The 19,977-nt window shown below is 54.8% G+C and carries 22 protein-coding genes; 9 read left to right on the top strand and 13 right to left on the bottom strand.

Annotated elements, in window-relative coordinates:
- Positions 1-148 precede the first annotated feature (148 nt).
- Both QW520_07665 and QW520_07660 read left to right on the top strand, forming a co-directional pair.
- The gene (locus QW520_07665; GenBank protein ID MEM0449679.1) at positions 149-1,024 is read left to right on the top strand and encodes a hypothetical protein; all 876 of its coding nucleotides are present in this window, start codon (positions 149-151) and stop codon (positions 1,022-1,024) included.
- Positions 1,025-1,136: 112 nt separating this feature from the next.
- Positions 1,137-2,159, top strand: a complete 1,023-nt coding sequence (locus QW520_07660; GenBank protein MEM0449678.1) for a carboxypeptidase-like regulatory domain-containing protein — start codon at positions 1,137-1,139, stop codon at positions 2,157-2,159.
- Position 2,160: 1 nt separating this feature from the next.
- On the opposite strand, the gene QW520_07655 is transcribed toward QW520_07660, so the two are convergent.
- Complete coding sequence (locus QW520_07655) at positions 2,161-2,751, bottom strand: FumA C-terminus/TtdB family hydratase beta subunit (GenBank protein MEM0449677.1); 591 nt, start codon at positions 2,749-2,751, stop codon at positions 2,161-2,163.
- Entirely contained in the window at positions 2,748-3,635 is an 888-nt protein-coding gene (locus QW520_07650) for a fumarate hydratase (protein ID MEM0449676.1), read from the bottom strand. Before QW520_07650 ends, QW520_07655 begins: the two co-directional genes overlap by 4 nt.
- A 102-nt stretch (positions 3,636-3,737) precedes the next feature.
- Between QW520_07650 and QW520_07645 the strand changes: the two genes are divergently transcribed.
- The 3 genes from QW520_07645 to QW520_07635 are packed head-to-tail and all read left to right on the top strand — an operon-like array spanning position 3,738 to position 6,266.
- Positions 3,738-4,676 carry an ABC transporter ATP-binding protein gene (locus QW520_07645; protein ID MEM0449675.1) on the top strand — a complete coding sequence of 313 codons (939 nt, stop codon included), beginning with the start codon at positions 3,738-3,740 and terminating at the stop codon, positions 4,674-4,676.
- A gap of 5 nt (positions 4,677-4,681) precedes the next feature.
- On the top strand, positions 4,682-5,527 hold the full coding sequence (locus QW520_07640; protein MEM0449674.1) for an ABC transporter permease: 846 nt from the start codon (positions 4,682-4,684) through the stop codon (positions 5,525-5,527).
- A gap of 1 nt (position 5,528) precedes the next feature.
- Entirely contained in the window at positions 5,529-6,266 is a 738-nt protein-coding gene (locus tag QW520_07635; GenBank protein MEM0449673.1) for a molybdopterin-binding protein, read from the top strand.
- Here QW520_07635 and QW520_07630 read toward each other — a convergent pair.
- The 4 genes from QW520_07630 to QW520_07615 all read right to left on the bottom strand — a co-directional run bounded on the left by QW520_07630 (position 6,263) and on the right by QW520_07615 (position 11,416).
- Entirely contained in the window at positions 6,263-7,288 is a 1,026-nt protein-coding gene (locus tag QW520_07630) for an NMD3-related protein (GenBank protein MEM0449672.1), read from the bottom strand. The two genes, QW520_07635 and QW520_07630, sit on opposite strands and share 4 nt — an antisense overlap.
- On the bottom strand, positions 7,285-7,578 hold the full coding sequence (locus QW520_07625; protein ID MEM0449671.1) for a DUF424 family protein: 294 nt from the start codon (positions 7,576-7,578) through the stop codon (positions 7,285-7,287). The genes QW520_07630 and QW520_07625 overlap by 4 nt, the downstream gene beginning before the upstream one ends.
- Complete coding sequence (locus tag QW520_07620) at positions 7,575-10,697, bottom strand: ATP-binding protein (protein ID MEM0449670.1); 3,123 nt, start codon at positions 10,695-10,697, stop codon at positions 7,575-7,577. Before QW520_07620 ends, QW520_07625 begins: the two co-directional genes overlap by 4 nt.
- A 191-nt stretch (positions 10,698-10,888) precedes the next feature.
- Entirely contained in the window at positions 10,889-11,416 is a 528-nt protein-coding gene (locus tag QW520_07615) for a DUF367 family protein (GenBank protein MEM0449669.1), read from the bottom strand.
- A 102-nt stretch (positions 11,417-11,518) separates the two neighbouring features.
- On the opposite strand from QW520_07615, the gene QW520_07610 reads away from it, so the two are divergent.
- Positions 11,519-12,007, top strand: coding sequence for an RDD family protein (locus tag QW520_07610; protein ID MEM0449668.1), 489 nt, complete (start codon positions 11,519-11,521; stop codon positions 12,005-12,007).
- Positions 12,008-12,185: 178 nt separating this feature from the next.
- Here QW520_07610 and QW520_07605 read toward each other — a convergent pair whose 3' ends face one another.
- The 5 genes from QW520_07605 to QW520_07585 form a co-directional block, all read right to left on the bottom strand.
- Entirely contained in the window at positions 12,186-12,554 is a 369-nt protein-coding gene (locus QW520_07605; protein ID MEM0449667.1) for a hypothetical protein, read from the bottom strand.
- Between the two features lie 146 nt (positions 12,555-12,700).
- A complete protein-coding gene (locus QW520_07600) occupies positions 12,701-12,910 on the bottom strand; it encodes a hypothetical protein (GenBank protein ID MEM0449666.1) in 210 nt (69 codons plus the stop codon).
- 94 nt (positions 12,911-13,004) lie between these two features.
- Positions 13,005-13,421, bottom strand: a complete 417-nt coding sequence (locus QW520_07595) for a type IV pilin N-terminal domain-containing protein (GenBank protein ID MEM0449665.1) — start codon at positions 13,419-13,421, stop codon at positions 13,005-13,007.
- Positions 13,422-13,638: 217 nt separating this feature from the next.
- Positions 13,639-14,205: an ATPase domain-containing protein gene (locus QW520_07590; GenBank protein MEM0449664.1), complete on the bottom strand. Its 567-nt coding sequence runs from the start codon at positions 14,203-14,205 to the stop codon at positions 13,639-13,641.
- Positions 14,206-14,928 (bottom strand): ATPase domain-containing protein, encoded by a 723-nt coding sequence (locus QW520_07585; GenBank protein ID MEM0449663.1) that lies wholly within the window; start codon positions 14,926-14,928, stop codon positions 14,206-14,208.
- 81 nt (positions 14,929-15,009) lie between these two features.
- On the opposite strand from QW520_07585, the gene hxlA reads away from it, so the two are divergent.
- Positions 15,010-16,305, top strand: coding sequence for a 3-hexulose-6-phosphate synthase (gene hxlA, locus QW520_07580; protein ID MEM0449662.1), 1,296 nt, complete (start codon positions 15,010-15,012; stop codon positions 16,303-16,305).
- Between the two features lie 69 nt (positions 16,306-16,374).
- On the top strand, positions 16,375-17,061 hold the full coding sequence (locus QW520_07575; protein ID MEM0449661.1) for a CpsB/CapC family capsule biosynthesis tyrosine phosphatase: 687 nt from the start codon (positions 16,375-16,377) through the stop codon (positions 17,059-17,061).
- A gap of 16 nt (positions 17,062-17,077) precedes the next feature.
- On the opposite strand, the gene QW520_07570 is transcribed toward QW520_07575, so the two are convergent.
- Positions 17,078-17,959 (bottom strand): zinc metalloprotease HtpX, encoded by an 882-nt coding sequence (locus QW520_07570; GenBank protein ID MEM0449660.1) that lies wholly within the window; start codon positions 17,957-17,959, stop codon positions 17,078-17,080.
- Positions 17,960-18,046: 87 nt separating this feature from the next.
- Positions 18,047-18,658: a hypothetical protein gene (locus tag QW520_07565; GenBank protein ID MEM0449659.1), complete on the bottom strand. Its 612-nt coding sequence runs from the start codon at positions 18,656-18,658 to the stop codon at positions 18,047-18,049.
- A 102-nt stretch (positions 18,659-18,760) separates the two neighbouring features.
- On the opposite strand from QW520_07565, the gene priS reads away from it, so the two are divergent.
- Complete coding sequence (gene priS, locus QW520_07560; protein ID MEM0449658.1) at positions 18,761-19,966, top strand: DNA primase catalytic subunit PriS; 1,206 nt, start codon at positions 18,761-18,763, stop codon at positions 19,964-19,966.
- Positions 19,967-19,977 lie beyond the last annotated feature (11 nt).

The raw sequence follows: 19,977 nt of genomic DNA, 5'->3' as shown, positions 1-19,977 counted from the left end.
CGCCTTCGATTCCTCACCTAGCTATTACTACTTTTTCCTGAGAACTTTGCTGCCTGTGGTTTGGTCTGCGATCAAGAGATTTGAGAAGCTACGCCTCAGCCCAGAGCAGCGTCATCTTTATTGTGGGTGAGAGGGCTAGCATGTAAGCATGAGCAAGGACTGGTTCAGTCTGGTGGAAGGCAAGGCGGTGTTGCCGTGGAGGGAATGGAGGGCATGCCTCGAGGACCCCGAAGATTTAGAGGCCTCACAAAGACTGGGTGTCAAGGCCTTCCGGACTTTCCAAGGGGCTAGAACAGCCGAGGTGAGGAGGAGCGATGAGAAGCTGATGGAGGCGTTCGCTCATGTGCTTCATCATGGCATGGATGAGCTAGATGAAGGTCTCCTGACCCAAATGATTAAAAGCCTGGAGGGGAGGGAGGGGACGGTGGAGCCTAGATTCTGGGAAAGCCCCCAGCATCGCCTCAACGCCTACCGCGCACTGACCAGTCGCCAGAACGCCAAATTGGGCCCCACCTTCGTTTTTCTGGCTTTGCAGGATGATCTGGATCAGGTGCTGCGCCTCAATCTGCTCCGTGTTAACTGGTTCCTCGCACTCGGAGCAGGCATCGTAACTCCATACGCCAAATCACAAGTGGACGCCAAGGGCAGAGCCCTTTCCTTCTCTCATGCCTTACAGAGCATGGGAGGGCTGCTTTCCAAGGGACTCCCAGATTTCCTGGAGAGGGGGGAGGCGAGGGCTCTGGAGCAGCTGCTCAAAAAGGTCTCCGAGATCGGGGGTCCCGAGCTCTCTCCTGATGGGCTGCTGGATTTGGGAAGGGGAGCCGATCTAGGCACGGACGCAGAGGGTGATCTGGTGGTCTATTGGACCTCAGGAAAGGAGGATCGATTGGAGAAGAGGCGCCTTCGCTCCTGGTATGAGGATTGCTTCCTTCTTGGCTCCCAGCTTCTGGCTTTCAAGGTGATGATGCTCGCTCACATAGCCAGTAGAGCAGGAGGGCTGAGCCCTAATAGCGTGCTTTTGTGAACTCCGAGGAAAAAGCGTTTACTGTTGCGAAGCGTGAGCAAGCGAATGTGTAAGACACTATCCCTACGAGGAAAAAAAGTAATAACCATAGAAGGGTTAGCTTAAAAAGGATATGGCATCTAGGCTCAGTATCCCTGTGGTATGCGTCCTGCTGCTCGTGGCCTCAATGGTCTTCCTTCCATCACCTGTGGCGATGGCGTCAGATGGCATCCTGGTGGTAGGAACGATAAGGGATGATCGCGGGTATCCTCTTCAGGGCGTGAGGGTGACCGCAGAGGCAGTGCAGGGGGGAGAACCGATCACCGCTTTCACCAATGCCTCGGGAGAGTACGTCCTAAGCTTGGCCGTAGGAGTTTATAACATAAGCGCATATCTTCCATTGCATTCCTCCAACAAAACATACACTATGGTAAGCGTGGGGCAGGACCTTTTCGGCCTGGATTTCACTCTCCGGCCTTTCAACGGCACCCTTCTCGGATTTATCTTCATGGGGCAGACGCCTCTTGCCGCAGCCACTGTCACGCTCTCAGCAGGGGGGATGAGCTTTTCAGCCAATAGCACCGCGCCCTTTGGAAGGTATGAGATAAGCGGGGTGAGACCGGGCATATATGTGGCAAAGGCGGAGAAGCAGGGATTTTGGACCTCTTTCGCCCTCGATCCCGTCTACATCAGGTCAGGGGAGGCGTCATGGTTGAACTTCACTCTTCTGCCCCAGCCTGGCAAGGTGTTCGGCGTGGTCTCTTTGGGAGGATCCCCTGAAGCGGGCGTAAGGGTGCAGCTCTTATCACAGGGCTCCCTGGTGCGAGAGTCCCTGACCGATGCTAATGGCAACTTCAATTTCGAGGGTATACCAGCAGGCAATTACACCTTGGTCTTCACCAAGGAGGGGCTTAGGGACAAGAGCGTGCAGATATCCCTCCAGCCTTTCGCCGAGTTGAGAGTGGACGCCCCTATGATGAGAAGACCAATGCAAGGGGGAGACGGGTTCATAGAAGGGATGGACCTGACCCATTCGATGATGGTGGTGGCGCTTTTCCTGGCCATATTCTTGATGTTCTTCTCTCTCTTCGTCCAAGCTAAGGGGGCTAGCAAACCGGATTTGCTGGCCAAAGAGGAGGAGAGCGAGGATAAGTGAACTATAGGCCAAGCATGCCCCTCACGCGAGGGAGGTTTTCCTGCACTTCCTCCCTCACCTTGGCATAGAGGCTGTGGCCGTGCGCGTCGATGCCTACGGTCAGGGGACCAAATCCCCTCACCTCAAGGGCCCAGAAGGCCTCGGGCATACCTAAATCCAACCACTCCACATCCTTCACCTCCACTATTCCCTCGGCCCCCAACACCGCTGCTCCCCCAGTCATGGCGAGATAGACGCAACCGTGCCTCTGCATGGCCTCCACCGTCTGCTGCGACATGCCCCCCTTGCCGATTATGGCTCTCACTCCGAATCTCTCGATGAACTCTGGCTCTAGCGGATCCAGGCGGGAACTCGTGGTCGGTCCAGCGGCCACCACCTTCCATCCGCCCCCTTCCTTCCTTACTATGGGGCCCGCATGGAATATCGCCGCGCCCTGAAGGTCGAAGGGGAGCCGTCTTCCCTCTCTCGCATATTCCAAGGCGCGCTGATGCATCTCGTCCCTACCAGTATAGATTATGCCAGAGATGGTGACGGTATCTCCAGCCTTGAGGGATCTGACATCCTCCTCTGACAAGGGAGTCTTGAGCTTCAATCGAATCCCTCCTTGGAGTACGCCACGTTACCATCTTTCATTATCCTCGCCGTGGCCCGCCTTGCAGCCCAGCACTGGAGGTTGACCGCCACGGGCAGGCTAGCGGTGTGGCAATGGGACATCTCCGCCCTTACCCCGAGTACGGTGGTCTTTCCTCCCAGGCCCATGGGCCCGATCCCGGTAGCGTTAAGAGCGTGATGGAGCTCCTTTTCCAACGCCGCTAAGCTTGCCTCGGGATTCTCTCGGTCCAAGGGCCGCAGCAGCGCCTTCTTCGATAGGTATGCCGCCTGATCTGCCGAGCCTCCTATGCCTAATCCCACTATCGTGGGGGGACAGGGGTTGCCGCCCGCCCTGATGACCGTATCCAAGACGAATTCCTTTATGCCCCTCAAGCCTTGGGAGGGGGTGAGCATGGCCAGGGAGCTCATGTTCTCCGAGCCCGCTCCCTTGGGTAGGACGGTGATCTCCGTGTAGTCGACATCGGCTGGCTCGAAATGCACCAGGGGCATGCCCTTACCTAAGTTATCACCCGGATTATGACGCGTCAGGGGATGAACGACGTTGGGACGAAGTGGTACTTCAGAAGTGGCCCTCGAAACCCCTCTTCTTATGCCTTCCTCCAAGTGCGGTAGGCAAGCGCCCCTGACGAAGAATATTGGAATGCCTGTGTCCTGGCACAAAGGGAGCATCAAGCGGTCCGCGGAATCGATATTGGATAGTATGGCCCTGAGCTGTGTTCTCGCCACCTCCGTGGTCTCCTCCTTCTCCGCACGCCTGAGCGCTTCCAGCACATCTTCCGGAAGGCCGGTGGCGGCCATGCGCAACAGTCTGACCGTGACTTCCTCCAGCAGCTTAATCGACCTCATCTGCTCCCTGACTCCCATATTGCCATCTATGTATGAATGCCTTGCCTCTTTGCGAACGACCTTAGGGGAAACTAATTTTAAGTGCGGAAGCGTAACCGCCTCGTTGCGTGGGGATGTGAGATGAGCGAACCGATCGTGCTCCAGGGACTTACCAAGATTTATGGCAAGGGCTTTCGCGCCGTGGACAACCTCGACCTGGTGGTCAAGGCCAATTCCTTCGTGGGCTTCCTGGGACCAAATGGCGCGGGCAAGACCACCACCATAAAGATGTTGACCAACCTGCTAAGCGTCACCTCTGGCAAAGCTTATCTAAATGGCGTGGACGTGGCCTCGGATGCCAAGCAGGCATTGGCGGGAGTAGGGGCGGTGGTGGAAACGCCAGAGTTCTATCCTTTCCTCACTCCCAACGAGACCTTGGAATATTTGGGCCAGCTCAGAGGCATGACCAAGCAAGAGGTCAAGCGCCGCAGCCAAGAGGTGTTGGAGACGGTGAAGATGACGGAGTGGGCCCATACCCGCATCGGCAAGTTCTCCAAAGGAATGAAGCAGAGAGTGGCCCTGGCCCAGGCCCTGCTGCATGAGCCCAGCGTCATCATCCTGGATGAGCCCACTTCTGGCCTTGACCCTAGAGGGATGGTGGAAGTGAGGGATATTCTCAAGGACCTCAAGAGACAGAACTACACCGTCTTCATGTCCTCTCATCTTCTGAACGAAGTCCAAGAGGTGTGCACAGAGGTGGCCATGATAGACCACGGCCGTCTCTTGGCATACGATAAGGTGGAGGAACTGCTCTCACGCATACACTCCAAGAAGCTAGAGGTCCGCATCGCCAACAATATCATCCCCGAGGCCATGGACCAGTTGAGGTCGTATGAGGGGGTGCAGATGCTCAACATCGTGGATGAGAGGCAGTTCTACATCGATTTCGTAGGCGATGACGAGAAGCAGGCGCAGTTACTGCTCAAACTTCAGGAGCTGGGATACAGGGTAGTTTCGTTCAAAGAATCAGGCGTGGCTTTGGAGAATCTTTACATGAGCCTGATAAAGAGCTCGAGGTGATATTAATGGCTATCAACGCGCATAGGCAGGTCCCCTCCGACCTGAGGCAAATGCTGACCGTGGCCAGGTACGAGGTTTTCAAGCACCTACGCAGTCGCAGGCTGATCGCCATCTTGGTGATCGAAGTTTTCCTGTTGGCCATAATGCTCTCTCTCCCCGCTTTGCTGGGCCGGCCTTATTCCGATGATCCAGCGGAGTTCGTGCATGATGTCCTGGCCTTCACCTTCACGAACATCCTCATAATACTCGGGGCCACCATGTTCGCCGGTGACGCCATATGCTCCGAGTTCCAGAGTCGGACTGGCTACCTTCTCTTCCCCAATCCGGCGCGTCGCTCCACCATATATCTGGGCAAGTTCGCGTCCACCGCCCTGATAGTATTCCTCATCGTGAGCGTGTGGTATTGGGTGGCCATCGTCTCCGGCGCCATCGTGACTGGCGGGGTTTCCGTGCTAGCCATCTGGTCGTATGCCTTGGCCGTGCTTTTCGCCTTGGCTGCCTCTTCCATAGGATTCCTGGTCAGCTCTATCTTGAAGGGGAGCACGGGGGCGCTGGTGCTCACCTTCTTCCTGCTCTTCATGATCCTACCCCTGTTCGACCTGGTAGGCACCTTGGGAGGGGTGGAGCCTGTTCCTTCCATCACCTATCAATCGGGGGCCATAGATGCGGTCTTCATGACCCCCTACCCTCAGAGCTATGTGCAGTATGCTAACGAGTCCCTCGGTCTGCCCTTCAACATCTATTTCTTCTATCCCAGCGTGACCTCCAGCGCTTTGGTGATGATCGCTTACATCATAGCCTGCAACGCTGCGGGATTGATGCTCTTCAAGCGCCGGGAGATGATCGGTTAGGATGAAGGTCGAGCTGATGCTGGTGGGGGATGAGCTTCTCACCGGGCAGCTCGATCCCTACCCGGCGGAGCTGATGCAAGCCATAAGGAGCAGAGGCTCCCTGATAACCAGGGTCACTATCCTTATGGATGATATAGGCGCCATAGCCGAGGAATTGTCCTCTGCCATTGAGCGGAGGCCAGATCTGATATTGATCGCAGGTGGTTTAGGCCCTACCATCGACGATGTCACCCGGCACGCCCTAGCCTCCTTCTTAAAGAGGAAGCTGAGCGTCAATGAGGATGCGCTCAGCTGGCTAAGAGAAGCCTATCACACCCGCCATGGCGAGGAGCTGAGCGCGGATTCGCCAACCACGTTGATGGCCATGGTGCCAGAGGGCATGGAGGCGCTGCGAAACCCAGTAGGAATGGCCTGCGGGATTCGAGCTAAAGTCGGCGGCACTATGATCATCTGCCTCCCCGGCTTCCCTAAGGAGATGAGGTCTATGTTCCATCTCTACGTGCTCCCAATTCTGAATGATGAAGGTATCTTCGAGAAGGAGGTGCGCGTCATGCTGGGCGAGACCTCTTTGGAGCCGATCTTCCAGCTTATCGCGAAGCAATTCGAGGTGCGCCTCTCCTCCCTGCCTCGGGAGAATTGGAGGCAAGAGGGGGGGAACACGGTGGTGATAAAGGGAAGGAAGGAGGAGGTAGAGAGGGCTTGCACATATTTCATGGAAATGCTCAAAAACAGGACCTAAGGAAGGAGGTATAGCTCCTCCTCGAATATCATGACCCTCACCGAGCCCCCCTTGACCTCGAAGCCTTGAGGCCTCCTCAGCTCCACGGTAGCGAAGCTGACAGGGTGCATGATCTGGAGTTCTCTCCTCGTCTCGCTCAGCACCACGGCTTCCATAATATCCTGACGCTTGGCCACCACCTTAGCCTCCCTCAGCTCCGCGTTGCTCATCAGCACCGTCTCGTGCGTCCTGAGGTCCTGGAGCTTGGTCCTGGAAGAGGCGATCGATACTACCAGGTGAGGACGGCCCTCATGAAGTATGACCTCTCCCCGCAGATAGGAAGGTAACCTGACCAAATAGGTCACGCGGTAAACGTCCCTGCCCTCCTTCTGCGTGACCAAGGTGGAGGACTCCTTCAATTCAGCTCCGTATTTGTCCGCTAGCTCATGCGCGATGGCCTTGGCCAAGGAGATGGAGGAGAGGAAGGCATCGAAGCCTCCAGGGACTTGCTCCAGCTTGGTGATGAACAGCTCGCGGTTCTCCGCCTGTGCCTCTTCGACCTTTGAGCGCAGCGAGCTCAATATCCTCTCCTGCTGCGCTTCCGTCAGCCTGCGCTCCCTTCCCCGCACTTGGATTATGCTCTCGTAATAGGACCCCATTATCTTCGAGCAGCGAGGGCAAACCGCACCCTTGAGGCGCACTATAGTGTGATTGTCCTCTTCCACCTTCAGGTCCTGATAGGTCATGCTGGTGTGCATGTGAACATGATAGTTGCGCACATCGGCCTGCTGCACCTCGCTGCGCACTTTGACCAAGTCCACAGGCTTGACTATCTCCAATGCATCGCGTGCCGCTTCCTTGACGGCTTCTTCCAGTCCCCGACGCTGCCACTTTCCATGAAGCTGGAACTCCTGGCAGTGATGGCATTGGAACAGGTCCACATGGTCAGGCAGGCGGGTGAAGCGATTGTTGGCCAAGAAGCAATCCGCGCACAGCGAAGCGTACGTGCGCCCTTCCTTACCGCAGAGCACGCAGAAGCTCACATCCTCACCATCTGCACATGAGGCACTCCTTGTATGCGTATGACGCATTCCTCGTGCACCATCTTATGCCGCACGGCGATGCCTATGGTCCTCTCGCCCACCAGGTTCGCTATGCTGGCATTCATCAATCGGTTCACCAGCATCTCTTCGTCCGCATCCTCTCCCTCGTAGAAGGCGGCATGCACCTCCAACTTCAGCTCCCCCTCGCGAAAGCTCTTGCCCAAGAGCTCTTTGTCGCAGGCGGCCAGGACCGTCTCGCCCTTCTTCCTATACACCTTCAAAGTGATCATTCTCTGCCCTCCGAGGAAAGCTTGTAATAGCCGCTGATGGGGGAGTACACCTCGCCGTTGTCATGCAGGCGCTTGAGCAGCATGCGCACCCTCTCCTCAGGTATGCCTTCCGCCTCCGCCAATTGAATCAGATTCTCGATGGAGATGCCCTTGTCCCGTTCGGCGTTCTCCTGGATGAGGGAGCGTAGGGTGACGATCTGCTCACGCTGCGAACGTGAGGTGCCCGTGGCGATGATGTCAATGTCCAGCCTACCCGCCTCACCCGCAATCTTACGCAGATAATATTCCACTATGCTCACCGCACGCCTGGCATCCTCGGCAGTCACCACGCGGCTGAGGCGAGCTCTGGCGCTGGCCTCGGCCAGGCGCACGTAGGCCTCAAGCTGCCTGGCGGTTATCGGGACCGATTTGTTCTCCCCCTCACCCATGCGCCTGATGTTGAGGTAATTCTCAGTTATGAGCTTCACCGCCTCGTCCGAAAGTATAGGGGTGATGCGCTTGGAATACGCCACATATTTCCTGAGGAATTCCTTGGAGAAGACCGGCTCCAAGGAGCTGGTCTCCTGCATCATGGCTTCTATGTCCACGCCAGGGATGGAGGAAAGGTCCTCGTTCTTCAATATCTCACCTCTACGGTGCACGTTGAGTATGTGCCTGGTGATGCGCGCATCCTTCTCCGAGTCGGGCTTGTCGGTCATGGCGAAGATGAGGTCGAAGCGGGACATGAGCGCGGGCGGAAGGTCGATCTGGTCAGCGATGAACTGGGACTCCTCGAATCTTCCGTATTTAGGGTTAGCCGCTCCCAGGATGGAGCAGCGGCACTGCAGGCGGGCGGTTATGCCCGCCTTGGCCACCGAGACGCTCTGGCTCTCCATGGCCTCATGCATGGAGCTCCGGTCCTGGTCGGACATCTTGTCCAATTCGTCTATGGCCGCCAGGCCCTGGTCGGCCAGGACCAGCGCCCCCGCCTCCAGAGTCCATCTCCCTTCACCGAAATCGTCCTTGACGGCGGCGGCGGTGTTATGCACCACGAAGTCGTTGGCCACGAAGGTATGGCTCTCCTCCACCGTTAGATCATATACATATGGCGGCAGATCCTCCGCGTGCTCTATCACGCCCTTTATCCTCACCCATTCAAGTCTTCCGCCCTTTCGCATCAGCACCTCGTCCCCTGGTTGCAGATCCATGCACCGGGAGAACCCCCCCGCCATGCCAAATCTCCTGGCATTCACCCTTGTCTCTGGGGTGAGGATGATGTTCTTGCCCTCCTCCACTATCAACTCAATCAATCTGGCCGGCGTGGAAATGCGCCACACCGCCTTCAGACGGCGGGGGCGATTTTCACCCTTCCAGACAGAATCCACCAAGGCCCCATCGCTCTCCTGAGTCCACACTCCCGGCTTGACTTCCTTGGGAGAGGAGAGACGAGCCTCCACGAATTCGCCAATCCTAGTCGGCCTACCGTCTACATAGATGATGGTGTCAGGATGCACGCAGAGACCAGCGGCAGAGGAGGACTTGCCCGAGGCATATATGCCCCTGGGGGCCAAATCTGACATGTACCTCAGGATCTGGCTATTGTGAGAGATTATGCCGTTGGTGACGAAGTTGTGCGTCCCCTCCACCTCGAGATCGTACACGAATCCCTCCTGCGGCTCGACCTCTTCCTTGCTCACCACCTGATCCCAGTCCAGGCCCCTTTGGTAGCCACAGGTCTCATCGTATCCGGTCTTGCCCGGGCAGGTGGCTACGGCCACGTATTGGTTCACGAAGATGAGGTGGGCAGGACGGAATTGTATCCAAGGGCCGTTCTGCACGAAGAGAGGATGCGTGGGCGTCACGGTCAGCGTCCTTCCGCCCTTGGTAGTGAATCTCAATAACTTAGGAGGAGCGGTCCTCTTCCATGCCCTCACAGCCCTGCCGAAGTCGATCGCCCCGCGATTGGAAAATGTCAGGACCATGAGGTCCAAGGGAGCCCAGACGCCATCGTCCACTTTCTCCACTGGGCCTTTGGCCACCGCTTCCTCCACGATATCCTTAATGCTGCGGAAGGTTTGGTCCGCCAGCCAGACTTGGGTGTCGCCGGTGACGCACTTGGCCACTCCTGGATCGCCTACCAGGAGGATGTGTATGTCCCCCCTTATCTTCGTGCCGTCGTCCAAGGTTTTGTGCACCCCGCCGAAGAGCTGCAGGGCTATCGCCTCCTTCTCCCTCTCATAGCCGTAGATGGTCGGGGAGATAGAGGACACTATCTTCTTGAACAGGGCGGGATCCTTGGCTTGGCGCAGAATCTCCACCTCGTCCTCCTCTGTCAAGCTGACCTCCTCGTACTCTTGAGTCTTGAGCTCCACGCTGAGCACGTCTAAATTTATATCGAAAAGAGTGTACTTCTGCACCGCGCCCTTCTGCACCGACCTCAGTATGCCGTTCAGCACCAATCTGTCCCCTGGTGCTACGGTGCCCGCGAGATCCTCTTCCAAGAAGCCCGTGAGGCGCTCCGGCTGCGCTCCCCCTCTAAGGCCTTCCGGGTTCTCCTGGATCTCGACCTTTTGCGTGTCCACGTAGCGCGACTCCTCGCTCAGCAGCTTGAACTTGGTGCTGGAGGCGGTCCTCCCACAGCCGTTCTGCTCCTTGTAGCATTCCATGGGCTCCTTGAAGTACATGCCCTCCTGCGGCTCCTTTATGATCATGCCGCAGCGGGCGCACTGGAAGAGAGCGTCCACTATCTTCGGCCTCACCTCGGTGGCCTTGCGTACCAATCCCTCCACAGCGATGAGCTTTCCCAGGTGCTCAGAGCGTATCTTTCGTATCTCCACCTTGCTGTCCCGGGGAAGTTGAGTGACGCGCAGGTGTATATCCACGTTCTCGCGGCCGGGAGGCAAGAGCTTGCGAATGGCCTGCTTGGAGAGGGATAGGACCTTCACGGGATACTGTAATAGGTGCTCAGCCATGTCTGGGTCGAAGAGGTCCAGTTTGGCGTACTCCACGTAGACGCTGCGCTGCTCGGGGTAGTGCGCCGCCACCTCCATTATCTTGACCCTGTAGTCACTGGTCTCGAAGAAGTCCTCCCATCTGGCGATGAGGTCCTCATCACTGTAGTCGCTTGCCAGAAGCTTCACCCTCTGCCCTGCATTTGAAAGAGCCTTTACCACTATGCTTTCTAATTAATAACATTATGTGCCTACTCTCGATATTCTTCCTTCTATTACATCACGCCAACCTTACTTTTTATATTTCTATTTAAGTGTGCCATGGGACACTAACTCCAAGGTTCAGGATACTTCTCTAAGATTTTAGAAGGGTATCGGATTTAGACTTGCAGATATTCTGTTTGAATCTTTACGACCTCCTCGCTGGTATTCGCACTAGAGTATCTCTCCAAAGGCTCTTGGTTCAGGAGGAGGAACTGTTCTCCGAAGGAGAAGTTGGATAGCAGCTCACGAGCTTGATCCCTCAATCCGATGATATAGAGTGCGGCTGCGACCGCCTCCACGCTGGACAACCTCATGGGCTTTCCCCAGTTCACCGGATTGGCGGCGAGGAGATAGGGAAGAGCTCTAGGCCGAGATCTGATGTGCAATTTAGGGAAAGATTCTATTTTGTTCCAAGATAGGTCCATGACCAGAATGCCATGTGCCAAGGCAGCTTCGCGGTCCTCGACGGACAATGCTTTCTCTGCCGAAGGATCCAGCACCACCACTCCATGAGGTGCCTGGCCCAATGAAGTTATCTTTTTTGCCAGTCCTAATCTCATCATCTTCCTGGCGGTGCATTTCTTGGGGTCGCATTGGCCCTCGTCGTAGACAAGGATTTTCGCTCTAGCTACATCAAGACTCATTGGCAAGTTGAGAAACGAGCTTGGAGGCTTGATTGTTTTGTTCTCTTTTTAATCAGGTTTGTAAAGCACAATGCTTAATAAGTTATACTCACAATACAAACCATGGATGATGGGATGCAAACCGGTTTCGACCTGCTGAGCGGAAGCAGGGAGCTCCAGATACATTGGTTCAAGCGCACGACAGCGTTACTCATAGATCTTGCCATTGTAGCTGCCCCCATATCCTTGGCGTTCATGGTAAAGGATAGCTCGGATGTCATATTGGCGGGGGTGCTCTCTGGTCTAGGCCTCTTCCTTTACAGCACACTGCTGGAGGGCATATTCGGACAGACGTGGGGGAAGAAGCTTATGGGCCTCGCTGTGGTGACGGAGGGACATAGCCATAGTCTAGTGCACGCCAGCATAAGATCGGTGCCCAAGTTCTTCTGGTACATATTCCTACCCTTTGACGCCTTGGCAGGACTGGCGATGGTGGGGGACCCGAGGCAGAGGTTCACGGACAGGATCGCTTCGACAAAGGTGATAGCCCTCGCCGCTCACAAGAAGTCTAAAGCGCTGAAGCCATCGAATGATTCAGTAGTGATTGAGTAATGAGCTTCAATGAATCGAAAAGTCAATCAGCATAAAAATTAGAAAAGGACAATGGAAATACCGTTAATATAATTCCTGGCTGACGGATTCTATCAAAGTTTTTAATTTTACAATTGACCAAATTATAAATTCATATATATTAATAAATATAATATTTATAAATACATCTTTCATTCGATTATTTATCGAGTTTATGCTTGATTTTTTGATAATTGGTAGAACCGCAATTTGGACATTTTATCTCATCGGCTTTATAGAGATCTTCAGGTCTTACCTTGAAAGCCATCTTTATGCTGTTATACCCTTTCTTACCCCTCATCATGAAAACCTGGCCGCATTTATTACATTTAAATGCGGTACGAGGGTATGCGATCGAGTATATTCTGAAAAGCGCAACGGCTAGTATCAATACCCATAGATACCATCCTTCAGGAAGAAGCAAAATCGCACCAATTATTATTATGATTACATAAATAAAAATTCTGATCTTCTTACTCCGTTGCGATTTTTTTCTATTAAGCTCCGGTTTGTTTTTCATCTCGCCCATATTCAAGGACATGCTATTAATTTATTCAAAGAATATCTTTTAGTAATAATCACAAAAGATTTTTTATAGCGCTACAATAAGGGTTGAAGCCACCGTGATGATAAACCCAGCTCTGATTCATGATGACAGACGGGCGAGCTGAGTGGTTATTTTTCCATTTTTATATCTTCTTGTAATTTCCATATGATTTTTTTTGTAGTTTCATCAAATTCACTTTTTATTAGACCTTCTTTTTTCATTTTCACTAGAATTCTTGCAATATCATCGGGACATTGCTTTCCAAGAGTGACTTCAACTATTGTGACTAAGTCATTTATTGTAAGAGGGTTTGCCTTGAGCGCCTTTATAACTTCCACATCAACTTGTAAATTTCTTGATTTCATTGTGATTATATTCATGTAAAAAAATTGAAGTAAATAAATTAAGGGGTATTTAACCCCTAAAAATCAATTACGGCGTCGCCGTCAAGGATACTTGATAGCAAGCATTTCCTGTTGGTGTATATTTCAATGTTATCACATACGTATTGCCGGTTTGTAGGTTTTGAATTGATAATATATCACCTGCCCCGACGAAAGTGGCCGATGGCTTAGTAATAGTTCCAGAAAGAGGAGAAATTATTACGTCAATATCTGACCATCTAACGTCATTTTTTGTTACACCAGCCACTGTAAAATTATAATCACCTGGGGCGCTTCTTTGATACGTCATCGTAATTGTTGGCGTCTGTCCGCTCTGGCCACCACCAAATCCCATGACCATCACATACAACACGGCTGCTAGCACCACGGTGATCGCGACCATCAAGATGGTAGCGATGACAGGTGAGACACCGTCCTTCTTCCTCATGCTCCATATCTTCTTCATGGTTCTGTCCTCCTAGGTAGGATTCCCCTACCTTTGGTAGATATTCTCTTCAAGCCCGTTATAAATATATCTATTCCATAATCAATTTTGAAAGTGCGCCTGGCCCGTCATATTTCTCAAATATGCTCACCGGGAATCGCAAATGATAGCGAGAGGACGACGTACCATAAAGTCCTATCATACTTTGACCGAGGGTTTTGCCTTGGCTAGACACTAATCACAAAGGTATGATGACATCGCTAACCATGGCCAAGGCCTCCTTCGCCTCCGGCCTCATCTGCTCCGGGATGGAGAGAAGGATGGCGTAGGCCTCACGCGCCTTCAGAGAGTTTACCAATACAGTCAGGAACTCGGCGAGGAACTTGACGTCATTATGCAAAGAGAATGAGTTCACCGAATCCAGCACCACCACCATTCTCCTTCCTTGTTTCAGCCGGGCGAAATACTCCACCTTCAGCACGATGTTCTCCAGCATGGTGGGGCTCTCCACCAGCGCCGTGCATGCGACCTTCTCGGCCGGGGCCATCAAGGTGTGGGAGATGCAGTCCACGAAGCATAGATCGGAAGTGTTCACCTCCAAAGCTTGTAACGCAGAGTTCAAAGTGGAGGCGGGGACGGAAGCGGTGATGTATACGCACGGCATCCCTTTCTTGGCGGCGAACTCGTCGATGATGCCCCGCACCACATCGAAGTACGAGTCGAGCTTTATCTCGAGCGCCACCGCAGTGGCCGGGCTCAATCCCTCCAGCTTGCTGGCCACGTCAAGATGCAATCCCTCGCTCATCTAAGGCGCCCCCTTCAGCAATGGCGTGACCAGCACCCCCGCCTCGGTCAGATCGACCACGTACTTCGAGCGGGAATGGGCCGTGCCCTTCATCTTCACCACCTGCATGGTCCTAAGAAGATCACCTCTCCTCTCCAAGTTGCCCATCAGTATTATCCCATCGGCCACCCGGCCCTCGATCCTTTCGCACTTCTCAGCGCTGGAAATAAGCATGGCAGTGCAATCGCTCCTATACATCATATCGCTCAATTCCACCAGGAGCATGGTGCCCAAGGCCTCGTCGCTTATTTCTGCAAGAGGAGTGTCGATGGTATCGATCACCAATCTCTTGGCCTTGTTGGCGGAGACCTGCTTTGCCAGAGAGGACGAGATCTTCTTAATGGCGGCCTCGTCCAGGTCCGAGCCTGACAAGCCGCAAGAGGATATTATCTCCTGCCACGTCACAATCCCCAACTTCCCCTTGGCCAGCATCGAGTCCTGGAAGAATATGAATCGTGGCGCATTGGAGAGCAGCTTCTCCGGGCTCTCCACAGTGGTCACCAACAGGCCTGGTTCCCCCGACATCACACCTCTTATGAGGAATTCCAGGCCCAGGGTGGTCTTCCCCGTGCCGCAACCTCCTCCCACCAGAACTACGCTGGAGCAGGGTATTCCCCCTCCCAAGATGTTGTCCAGGCCCTCGATGCCCGTGGCACAGCGGCCTCGCTCGGCCCTCCTAGGCATGAGTCTGGTTATCCCCCAGCTGGAATATTTAGCTTGCGTAACGCGAAAAGCTTTATCGATTCTATTCCCTAGTGCTGAGGGATGAGCGCGGTGCTGCAGGTGGCCCTGGACATGATGCATCTCAAGAGGGCTTTGGAGATCGGTCGCGAGGCCGTGGAGGGAGGGGCGGATTGGGTGGAGGCAGGAACTCCTTTGATCAAGAGCGAGGGAGCCTTGGCCATCAGGGAGCTGCGCAAGGCCTTCCCAACCCTCACCCTAGTGGCGGACATGAAGGTGATGGACGTGGGCGCCTTCGAGGTGGAGATAGCGGCCAAAGCAGGCGCGGACATCGTGACGGTGCTCGCCCTGGCGGACGATGCCACCATCTCCGAGAGCGTGCTCACCGCTAGGAAGTACGGGGCCAAGGTGATGGTGGACTTGATTAACGTGGCGAACAAGCTGGAGCGCGCCAAGGAGGTGGAGAAGCTGGGCGCGGAGCTGGTCTGCCTGCACGTGGGCGTGGATGAGCAGATGCATGGCCGGACTTCGCCTTTGCAGTCGGTGCGGGAGATCGCGGCTTCGCTCCGCATCCCGGTGGCCGTGGCGGGGGGGATCACACAATTCACAGCCAAGGATTACGTGGAAGCGGGGGCGAGCGTGATCATCGTGGGCGGTTCCATCATAAAGGCGGAGAACGTCAGAGAGGCGGCCAAGGCCGTCAAGCGGGCCATGTTGACCGGCCAGGTGGGAGCTCAGGAGATCTCGCGCAAATACGGGAAGGAGGAACTCTTCCAAGCCTTCACCAAGGTCTCGACGCCGAACATCGCGGATGCGCAGCACAAGCGCGGTGTAATTCTCGGCCTAGTGCCTCATCTGCGAGCGGGGCAGAAGTTGGTGGGTAGGGCCTTGACGGTGCAGACGGCTAAAGGGGATTGGGCGAAGCCAGTAGAGGCCATAGACCGCGCCTCCCCGGGCGATGTCCTGGTGATCGACGCAGGGGGCAGCGATGTGGCTGTGTGGGGAGAGCTGGCTTCCCTGAGCGCGCAGGGAAAGGGCATCACCGGTGTGGTGGTGGATGGAGCGGTCAGGGACATGGATGTGATTCGGGAGATAGGATTCCCCTGCTTCTGTCGATACGTAGTGCCGCATGCGGGCGAGCCTAAAGGCCACGGCGGCATCGGGTTGGAGATAATGTGCGGTGGCCAGTTGGTGCGAACGGGCGACTGGATCATAGGAGACGAGAGCGGCCTGGTGGTGGTTCCACAGGAATCCGCCGTGGAGGTCGCCAACCGCGCCTTGGACGTGTTAGAGCGGGAGAACAGGATCCGCGAGGAGATCCGCCGCGGTGGGACGCTATCCAGCGTGCTGGAGCTGGAGAAATGGGAGCAGGTGCGCTGAAGATAGGGCTATCATTTGAAAAGTTAGAGGCGAATCTGTTATCTACCCCCTCCTCTTTCGCAAAGGCGGATGCCCCTTCGCTCCAATCTCCACCTACACTCCCTGTATTCTGACGGTCAGTACTCGATCGAGGAAATAGTTGAGGTCGCAGAGCGAAGCGGCCTGGACGCAGTGGCCATCACCGATCACTTTGAAACGACAAAGGTGCGCAGGAGCGTGGCAGCGGAAGAGCTCGAGGATTACATTTCTGAGATAAGGCAGGCACAGAGGCGCCATCAGGGCATAAAACTGCTGGCAGGGGTGGAGATAGACACCAATCCAGAGCGCTGCGATTTATTCTCGTTGCCTTTCGAAGCATTGAATTCCCTTGATCTCGTGCTCTTCGAATATGTCAATGACATGCATCAGGGAGGCAGCAGCCTGGTGGAGCTCGACCCCATATTGACGCAGCTGCGTGTGCCCTGCGGCCTGGTCCACACCGACCTGGAAAGGGTCTTTTCCGGCATCTCTCCAAAGGATCTGGCCAACCTCTTGCAATCCTATGGATTGTTCGTAGAGGCCAACACCGCTTCCCTTTACCAGAGGGAGGGGAGACAGTACTTCGAACTAGCGGAGCGCCAATTCCAGGCCTTCAGGGGCAAGGTCAAAGTCACCGTAGGCACGGACATGCATCGTGATCTGGAGGAGGTCGGCAAAGTGGACCGTGCCTATGATTTCCTGAGGCGATTGGACCTTCTTCAGGACCTGCTCTTGTGAAGGCGCGGTGACGAGCTCAGAACTGGCCCATGTCAGCGGCCATCTTCTTCAGCCTCTCGATGCGCATCTCGATAGGGGGGTGGGTCATGAACAGCCTCACGAACGAACCTCCGCGGAAGGGGTTCACGATGAAGAGACTGGAGGTGGTGGGGTTGCCCATCTGCATCGGGCGGCGTCGGTTGCCCTCCTCCAGCTTCTTGAGAGCGCTAGCGAGGTAGAGGGGGCGGCCGATGATGAGAGCCCCATCCTCATCCGCCCCGAACTCACGGCTGCGCGATATGGCTAATTGGATTAGAATGGCGGCAATGGGCGCGGTTATGGCCAATATGAGTAGGAGTATGACGTTCCCACTGTTCTGGTCTCGCCCCCCGAACATAGCCCCATAGAGCGCCCACCTGGCCGCGAAGGAGATCGCGCCTGCTAACGTCGCTGCTATGGTCATGACCAATACGTCGCGGTTGCGCACATGCGCCATCTCATGCGCCATGACCCCCTCCAGTTCATTGTCATTCAGCAAGTCCAGTATCCCCTGCGTGGCCGCCACCGTGGCGTTCTTGGGGTTCCTGCCGGTGGCGAAGGCATTAGGGGTCTGGGAAGGAATTATGGCCACCTTAGGCATGGGCATGTTGGCCTTTTGCGCCACGTTGCGCACGATGCGATATAGCCTGGGGGCCTCCAATTCATCCACTATCTTGGCCCTATACGTGAAGAGGACGATCTTGGAGGAGAAGAAATAGGATATGAAATTGATAAGGCCAGCTATGATCAGGAATACCAGAGCTCCAACCACCCAATTGCCGATGAAATAAGTCCCGACGATCCACCCCACGGCCGCAAAGAGGCCGAACATGAAGAGGAACATGAAGGTCGTCCTGGCAAACGCCCCGATTCTGCTCATCTGTTCACCTGCCCTTGTGCAAAATAAAGCAACACTATTAAAAATTATCGCAAAGTTTGATATGGGTCACTCTTAGTCAGCATATGCTCAGGGAGCTGTGTAGGCCACTTTGCGACCACTTTGGCGTGCCACGATCTGGCCCTTTTCTACCATCTCGTCCAGCATTTGCATCAGGGTATCCTCGTCGATGCCCGAGACCACCAGCAGTTGCTGGAAGGTCTGCCCTCCCGTCTGCTTCACGGCATTCACTATCTTCTCCCGAGCGCGCTCCATCCTTTCCTTCTCCTCCATCTCTCGGATCTCGCGCTCCCTCTCCATCGCCACCCTTTCCACCTGCGCCCTGAACATTTCCATGGCTCGCACTCGGAAACGCTCGCGGTCATATTGGATGAGGTCTGAGAGCTCATCTAGGTCCAGTCCGATCTCTTTCCATTTAGCTATGCGCTCTCTGTAACTGCCAGGGACTGGCACTGTGATTTCTGGAGCTCGACCAATGGTAGGCTCGTAGATTATTTGCGCGTTCCGCAGGGCCAAATGCATCCTTTCGATCAGGGCGCTCCCCGCGGCCTCATCAGGGACTTCGGCTTCGAACGTGCTTCTTCCTTTCATCCTGAAAAAGCCAAGATTCTTCATGGCCGCTTCCGCCTCGGCCGGGGACATCCCGTTACTAAGAAAGATGACCCTTACAAAGACCTTCATGAGTCGCGCCCCTCACTTCCCGAAATGTTCCGTCCACAATAATTAAGGTTTGGCCGGCATTGTTATGCTCTGATAACGCTACAGCATTGTCGGGTGATGGTTTTGGCAGGGGAGACGGAATTCATAATGCGGCGCTTCCGTGACTATTACCTTAAAAGGCCTCTCTCTCCTCCTGAGCGCTTCAGCCGAAGGGAGTTCGGCTTCATGTTCTTTGACCGAAACTACGTGCAGAGGCACCTTGCTTTCCCTAAGGTCTCCGATCTTCACTCCTTCCTCATAGAAAAGGTGCCTTCGCACTGCTACTATTCCACCGCCTATTACAAGCACCCTGCGGCTGAGAAAATGGAGGATAAGATCTGGTTAGGGGCGGACCTGATATTCGACTTGGATGCTGACCACATACGCGGAGCGGAGGCGCTTTCGTACACCGAGATGCTGGCTCTGGTCAAGAAAGAGATGATTCGCTTGCTGGACGATTTCATTCTGGGAGATCTGGGCTTTGATGAGAAGCACCTTAGCGTTACCTTCTCGGGAGGCAGGGGCTATCACGCGCACATCTCCGACCCCCGGATACTCACCCTGCGCTCCCATGAGAGGAGGGAGATCGTGGACTACATCTCCGGCACAGACCTTGACATAGATTGGCTGATGCCATTGAAGACGGTGGCAGAGAAGCGCTACGGCGCAACGGGTGTGATTAGGAGTCTCAACACCCGCATGATACCTGCTGAAGGGAGTGGAGGATGGCGAGGAAGGGTCCGTTCCAAGCTGACTGAATTCCTTGAGGAGATGGAGAGATTAGAGCCCAAAGAAGCGAGGATGCACTATCCCTCCCTATCCCGGGAAAAAGAAGGAGCGGTAATTTCACTCTATGAAGATCTATTCAAGGGTCCACGTGGAAAAAGAGGCTGTGACCTTATCCTGAAGAAAGGGAACCTTGCTGATATCAGGGAGAAGAACCAATCACTTTTCATCAAATTGATTGAGACGGAGTTGGTCCCGAGGGTCTCAGGCCAGGTGGATGAGCCGGTGACCAGCGATGTGAAGCGCCTCATCCGTATGCCCTTCTCCTTGCATGGTAAGACAGGGCTGCGCGTGGTTAAGATGACTCGAGACGAGTTGGATGATTTCGACCCCTTGCGGGATGCTGTGCCAGACACTCTGGGGGATGAGCCCGTGCGGCTCCTCATGAGCAGGAAGACAGACATCGTTCTGAAAGGGGAGCGTTTCTCGCTCCAAGGAGAGGTGGAGGTTCCAGAGCGTGCGGCTCTATTCCTTTTATGCCGCCGCGAGGCGGTTCTCGCCTGATCATCACACCT

It is taken from the genome of Methanomassiliicoccales archaeon, assembly GCA_038740345.1.
Taxonomy (GTDB): domain Archaea; phylum Thermoplasmatota; class Thermoplasmata; order Methanomassiliicoccales; family UBA472; genus JAJRAN01.
This window is presented reverse-complemented; position numbering and strand designations above follow the sequence as displayed.